The organism is Dactylosporangium siamense (assembly GCF_016862795.1).
Lineage (GTDB): Bacteria > Actinomycetota > Actinomycetes > Mycobacteriales > Micromonosporaceae > Dactylosporangium > Dactylosporangium siamense.
Window position 1 is genome coordinate 96,238 of record NZ_BONQ01000167.1, and the last position, 5,666, is coordinate 101,903.

The following is a 5,666-nucleotide window of genomic DNA, read 5'->3' on the forward strand; positions in this document are numbered from 1 at the left end:
GGCAACAGGGTTGCATGACGCAGTGAAGTCCTGCAATATCCAACGCAGTCGACTTTAGAAACTGGACAGGAACGGGAATGAACTCGACTCGACGTGGGCCGCTCACCTGCGCGCAACGTGAGTGGTTCATGGACGTCGGCATCGACGCCGATTCGCCGTGGTCCTCCGCCGCCAACTTCACCGGCCTCGTCGACGGCGCCGCCGCCCGGCTGGACGTGGTCCTGGCGGCCGTCGGCGACCTGCTGGACCGGCACGAGGGACTGCGGACGCTCCTGCCCGTCGCCGGCTCCGGGGGTCGCGAGCAGCACGTCGTTCCGGCGGCTTCGCGGCTCGGCGAGATGGTCCGGGTCGCCCCGGCCGGCCCGGAGGCGGATCGGGCCCTGGCCGAGGCCGCAGCGACGCCCTTCCGGCTCGCCGACCAACCGCCGGTGCTGTTCGTCCTGGAGGTCGCCGCCGGCGCCGTGCACCGCATCGGCATCGTCGTCGATCATTCCGCGGTCGACGGATGGGGCATGCGGGTGCTCCGCGGCGACTTCTTGCAAGCCTTGCGCGGCCGCGCGAGCGGCCGGCCGGCGTTCGACGGCCGGCCCGCGCCGGAACAGCCCCTGGAAACGGCCGAATGGGAGCGCTCCGGATCGGGCCGCGCCTATGCCGCGCGGGCGGAGGCGCACTGGCGGCGCCAGCTGGGCGCGCTGCGCGACGGGCTGTCCGGCTGGCGCCCGAGCGGCGGTCCGGTGCCGGCGGAGCCGGTGCTGCGGTCCCGCTGGCTCGCCTCGGCGCGCGCCGCCCGGGCCGCGCAGGCCGTTGCCACCCGCACCGGCCTGCCGGTGTCAGCGGTCTACCTGACCGCGTTCGGCGCGGCGATCAGCCGGGTCGAGGGTTCGCCGTGCGCCGGCATCCGGTCCCTCGCCGCGAACCGGCTGTCGGCCGGCACGCAGGCGTCGGTCCGCAAGGCGGTCATGCCGGTGCCGGTCCTCGTGCCGGGGACCGGCGACCTGTCGGCGCGGCTGACGGCCACGGCCAGCAACCAGTTGCACGGCCACCGGTTCGCCAACCTCGACCCGGCGAGCGCCGCGGCGATCGGCGCCGAGGTCCTCGGCGACCTCGCGGCGGCGGGCGCGGCCGTCGCCCGGTTCAACTACATCGACGCGTCCATCGTGGGCAGCGCGGCGAACAGCCGCTCACTCGGCGCCGAGGCCATCCCCTTCACCGATCCGGCCGTGCAGGACCGCGTCACCGAGCAGCCCGACCGCCCCGGCGGGTCGCGCTACATCCTGTCGGTCCAGCACCGGCCGGCCGCGGCGCTGATGACGATCGCCTGCCACGGCGACACGACCTGGGCACCGGCGGCCGGCGACATGCTCCGCCACGTCGAGGACATGCTGGTGCGCGCGTCCGGCTAACCCGGTTGGGGCACCAGGTCCAGCGCGGCCTCGACGGCGACGGTCTCCATCCCGAACAGGAACGCCTCCGCGTCGGCGGGGGAGACGAAGTGGGTGTCCATGAACACGGTGATCCGGACGGTGTCCGGCACGTCGTCGATGTGGACGAACAGCCGCTCGAAGGGGTCGTCCTGCTGGATCGTCCAGCGGAACGTGGTGCGGTCGCCGGCGTGCGCCTCGCGGATCTGGTCCGGCGTCGGCGCCGGGCCGGTCGAACCGGTCCGCGTGGTGATGCGGCGGTCGTTGTAGAAGCAGCCGAGGTCGAAGTCCGGGTCCCGCTCCCGGGCCACCCGCGCGATCAGGTCGTCGAGGTCCACCGGGTGGAAGTACGCGTGCTTGTACGCCGTCATCGCCGCCCGCTGGGTGCGCGCCAGCGCCTCGGCGAACGGCACCCCGGCGACGTCCAGCGCGCACAGGCCGCTTTCGGCCACCGTGCACACCACGTCGGCGAGCGCGGGGCGGAACCGGTTGTTCACGGTCGGCCGGAACACCACCGGGTTGATGCCGGTGATCCGGTGCAGGGCCACCCCGTAGACGGCCATGAGCACCGGTGAGGCGTCCATGCCCGCCCGGTCGGCGATCGCCCGCGTCGCCAGGTGCAGCGCGGGCGAGTTGAACTCGCCCCGCCAGTGCCGTGGCGTCCGCGGGTCGTCCGAGCCGGCGAACCGGCGGGCCGGGATGGTCCGCAGCAGCCGCTCCCAGTAGCGCAGCGCCGCCTCGTTCTGCCGGACCCCGGCCGGTGAACGCTGCCAGCGGGCCTGTTCGAGGGGTTGCATCCCCCGGACCGGCGTGGTCACCCGCGCTCCGGACTCGGCGATCATCACCGCGGCGCCCGAACCGTCCGTGACCAGGTGGCACATGATGGCGACCAGGTGCGTCGGCAGCCCGTCGCGCAGCACCACGCCCATGCGCAGCGGCCACTGCGCCTCGAAGTCGTAGTCGGTCTCCTCGTACGTCCGCCGCAGCGTGTCGGCGACCTCCGCCGGGTCGTCGTCGCCCGCGTCGATGACATCGAGGGCGATCTCGCCCGAGCTGGACACCACCTGCGACGGCCGGCCGTCGGCGTCGAAACGCAGCCGGGTCCGCATCGGCTGATAGCGGCTCATCAGATAGCGGAGGTTGTCCACGACGTCGGTGAGCGCGGTGCCGTCGGGCAACGGTGTCGCGCCGCCCATCGGCAACCAGGAGTTCTGTCGCCGCATCGCCATCCAGAGGTCCAGCTGGCCCCAGGAGAGGTCGTCGACGCCGGAGCCCTCGCCCTCGAAGGCAACCATGATCTGTGCTGTCATGCCACCGGTCCTTCCGTGGTCCCGTGACGTCCATCGATCACCGCGCAGTATCGTACAGTTTCTTTACAGATACGCCGAGCAATGCGGCCGCCTGCCCACCGGCGGCTGGCCAGGCCGGGCACATCCTGCGATTTCGAGTGGCTTTGCGGGTGATTGGCCGGGTCGTACACTCGACGGCATTTGCCGGGCCCGCGGACCGCCGCCGGTCCGGCGCGGCATCTGACCGCACCGCTGCGGGCCGGCATTTCCCGCCTGATTCAGCGCCGCCGACGCATGCGTGCCCGGCGGCGGGGGTCACCCGCGCCCATCCGGGTCCGCGTCGTCGCCTAGGGAGATCATGAGAAGGACAGCCGTTATCGTCGGAGTGGTGTGCGTCGCACTCATCGCGTTCGGGTTCGCCGCCCGGCAACCGGCCCGCTCGACACAGACCTTGCCGCACGGGGCCGGTCTGCACGTCAGCGGCAGAAACATCGTCGAGGGCAACGGAGCGGCCTTCGTCATGCGGGGCGTCAGCCACCCGTACGCCTGGTACAAGGACCAGAGCCAGTCGTTCGCCGACATCAAGCGGCTCGGCGCCAACACCGTGCGGGTGGTGCTGACAGCCGACGTCGGGGCCGGCGAGGTGGCCGACGTCATCTCGACGTGCAAACGCCACCGGCTGATCTGCGTCCTGGAGTTCCACGGCACCACCGGATACGGCGAGGACCGCGACTCCGTCCCCCTCGACGCCGCCGCCGACTACTGGCTCGGGCTGCGGCAGGTCCTCGCGGGCCAGGAGGACTACGTCGTCATCAACGTCGGCAACGAGCCGTACGGCAACACCGACACCGCCGGCTGGACCGGCGCGACGAACGGCGCGGTCACGAAGCTGCGCGCCGCCGGCCTGAAGCACCTCGTCATGGTCGACGGGCCGAACTGGGGACAGGACTGGTCGGGCGTCATGCGCGGCAACGCCCCGGCGGTGCTCGCCAACGACCCGCTGCACAACGTCGTGTTCTCGGTCCACATGTATGGCGTGTACAGCACCGCGGCCAAGGTCACCGACTACTACGACGCCTTCCGCGACGCCGGGTTGCCCCTCGTCGTCGGCGAGTTCGGGTGGAAGCACACCGACGGTGCCGTGGCCGCCGACACCGTCATGAGCGAGGCACAGGCCCGCGGGATCGGATACCTGGGCTGGTCGTGGGCAGGCAACAGCGGCGGCGTCGAATACCTCGACATGGCCGCCGGCTTCGACGCCGACCAGCAGACGGCCTGGGGGCGGCGCATCTTCGACGGCGCCGACGGCATCCGGGCCACCGCCAAGGAAGCCACCGTCTACGGCGGTGAGGAGGCGGCGGCCGGGTAGAACGGCAGTCCGGCCGGGACCACGAGGGGAGAGCCGACGTGGGACGTTCGATGGCAACACCCCGGGACAGGGACGTGCCCCAGCAGGCGCGGGAGCTGCACCGCAGGCTGTCCCGCTGGCGCCCGGCGTACCAGCCGCTGATCGTCGCGTACGTGGTCATCGTGGCGAGTGACTTCTGGGCCGCCGGGCCGACCCCCGGGACGCTCGGCTGGCCGCTGACGGTGATGTGGACGTGGCCGATCTTCACCACGCTCACCGGCATCGTCGGCATCCGGCGGACCCGCAGGGCGCTGCGCGCGTCGGCGGCCCGGTGGCACGGCCAAGGGCTGACGATCAGCGGGAGCTTCCTGATCGTGGTCGTGCCCACCGTCGGCCGGCACGACACCTACCCGGCGCTCGAACGCTCCGTCCTGTCCTACGTCACCTTCCTCCCGCGCTGCTTCCCGCGGCTCAGGATCGACATCGTCGTCGACGAGGGCTGTGAGGCGGCGGACCGGATCGCCGAGCTGGCCGCGGGAAGCCCGCTGATCCGGGTGGTCACCGTGCCGCGGTGGTACCGCACCGCCAACGGGACGAGGTTCAAGGCGCGCGCCACCCACTACTCGCACGAGCTGCGCATCTGCGAGCAGGAGCACCGCGACGACACGTGGGTGCTGCACATGGACGACGACACCGGCGTGGGACCCGACACCGCCCTCGCGGTCGCCCGGTTCATCGAGGAACAGGCCCAGGCCGGCCGCAACGCCAAACACCTCGCCCAGGGCATCCTGACGTACCCGCGCGAATACGCCGTGAACCGGCTCACCTGGCTCGCGGACTCGGCCCGGCCGGCCGAGGACGTGGGGCGTTTCTCCGCCTGGACCGGCAGCGGCACGCCACGCGCCGGCGTGCACGGTGAGCTCCTGCTGGTGCGGGCCTCGATCGAGGCGACGATCGGCTGGGACTTCGGACCGCGCAGCATCGTCGAGGACGCCCAGTTCGCCCTGATCTTCAGCGCCCGCTACGAGGGTCGCAGCGGCTGGTTCGGGGGCCGGTGCTACGGCGCGTCGCCGGCCTGCCTCCGGGACTTCTTCCGGCAGCGCGAACGCTGGTCGTGGGGCCTCGCCGGCCTGGTGTTCAACCGGTCGCTGCAGCGGCGCAACCGGCTGCTGCTCGGATATTCGGTGATGTCGTGGGTGGTCGGCCCGATCCAGAACGTCGGCGTGGTGATGCTCATCGGGGTGATGATCGCCGACCCCAACACCTCGCCGGTGACGTACCTGGTCATCCCGCTCTGGGCGCTGAACATGGCCTACGTGGTCTGGATGTACTGGGAGGGCCTGCGGGTCAACGCCGAGGTGTCCGCCGACCCCCGGCGCCGATGGTGGGAGTCCCTCGCGGTGGTCCTGCTGATTCCGATCTTCGGGCTGATGGAGAGCATCCCGGGGCTGCGCGGCTTCCTGAAGTTCGCCCGGCACGCCGAGAACAAGTTCCTGGTCATCGCGAAACCGTCCTGATGCTCGTTCACCGGATGGTCCAGGTGTCGCCGCTGTTGAGCAGCGCGCCGAGTTCCTCTTCGGGGGTGCCGTTGGCTTTGGCTTTCGCCGT

4 protein-coding genes are annotated in these 5,666 nt (G+C 71.7%); 3 read left to right on the forward strand and 1 reads right to left on the reverse strand.

The features are described from left to right. The first annotated feature begins 77 nt into the window (after window positions 1-77). On the forward strand, window positions 78-1,403 hold the full coding sequence (locus Dsi01nite_RS50435; RefSeq protein WP_275423490.1) for a condensation domain-containing protein: 1,326 nt from the start codon (window positions 78-80) through the stop codon (window positions 1,401-1,403). Here the strand turns inward: Dsi01nite_RS50435 and Dsi01nite_RS50440 are convergent. Next, on the reverse strand, window positions 1,400-2,731 hold the full coding sequence (locus tag Dsi01nite_RS50440) for a condensation domain-containing protein (protein ID WP_203853641.1): 1,332 nt from the start codon (window positions 2,729-2,731) through the stop codon (window positions 1,400-1,402). The genes Dsi01nite_RS50435 and Dsi01nite_RS50440 overlap by 4 nt on opposite strands. A gap of 367 nt (window positions 2,732-3,098) precedes the next feature. Between Dsi01nite_RS50440 and Dsi01nite_RS50445 the strand changes: the two genes are divergently transcribed. Next, window positions 3,099-4,079 carry a glycoside hydrolase family 5 protein gene (locus tag Dsi01nite_RS50445; protein WP_239136988.1) on the forward strand — a complete coding sequence of 327 codons (981 nt, stop codon included), beginning with the start codon at window positions 3,099-3,101 and terminating at the stop codon, window positions 4,077-4,079. A gap of 50 nt (window positions 4,080-4,129) precedes the next feature. Next, entirely contained in the window at window positions 4,130-5,575 is a 1,446-nt protein-coding gene (locus Dsi01nite_RS50450; protein ID WP_203853643.1) for a glycosyltransferase family 2 protein, read from the forward strand. Window positions 5,576-5,666 lie beyond the last annotated feature (91 nt).

Coding starts and splice junctions, on each gene's coding strand:
- Dsi01nite_RS50440 (WP_203853641.1), bottom strand. CDS start 2,731: ATGACAGCACAGATCATGGTTGCCTTCGAGGGCGAGGGCTCCGGCGTC.
- Dsi01nite_RS50435 (WP_275423490.1), top strand. CDS start 78: ATGAACTCGACTCGACGTGGGCCGCTCACCTGCGCGCAACGTGAGTGG.
- Dsi01nite_RS50450 (WP_203853643.1), top strand. CDS start 4,130: ATGGCAACACCCCGGGACAGGGACGTGCCCCAGCAGGCGCGGGAGCTG.